The organism is Sulfitobacter sp. HI0129 (assembly GCF_001635395.1).
Classification (GTDB): domain Bacteria; phylum Pseudomonadota; class Alphaproteobacteria; order Rhodobacterales; family Rhodobacteraceae; genus Sulfitobacter.
The window spans coordinates 1-343 of sequence record NZ_LWGH01000943.1 but is presented as its reverse complement, the minus strand read 5'-3'; the positions used below and the strand labels follow the sequence as shown (position 1 = coordinate 343).

Annotated in this window: 1 protein-coding gene; it reads left to right on the top strand. The window is 61.2% G+C overall.

Annotation, left to right across the window (positions count from 1 at the left end):
- Position 1: 1 nt before the first annotated feature.
- Positions 2 to 343 (top strand): multicopper oxidase domain-containing protein (locus A3764_RS21150; protein WP_330220552.1); only part of this gene is annotated, 342 nt, incomplete at its 3' end.

The window sequence follows — 343 nt, the reverse complement described above, 5'->3', positions numbered from 1 at the left end:
CATTGATCCCGGCACCTACCTGCCACGGATCATGGAGATGACGGACTTCAATCTCTGGACGTGGAACAGCCGGGTCTTTCCGGATATCGACCCGCTGGTGGTGAACAAGGGGGACCGGGTGCGCGTGCGCTGCGGCAACCTGACGATGACGAACCACCCGATCCACATGCATGGCTACGATTTCGAGGTGACCTGCACTGACGGCGGCTGGGTTCCGAAAAGCGCCCGCTGGCCCGAGGTATCGATCGACATCCCCGTGGGGGCCATGCGCGCCTATGAGTTCGATGCGATCCACGAAGGCGACTGGGCTATCCACTGCCACAAGTCACACCACACCATGAAC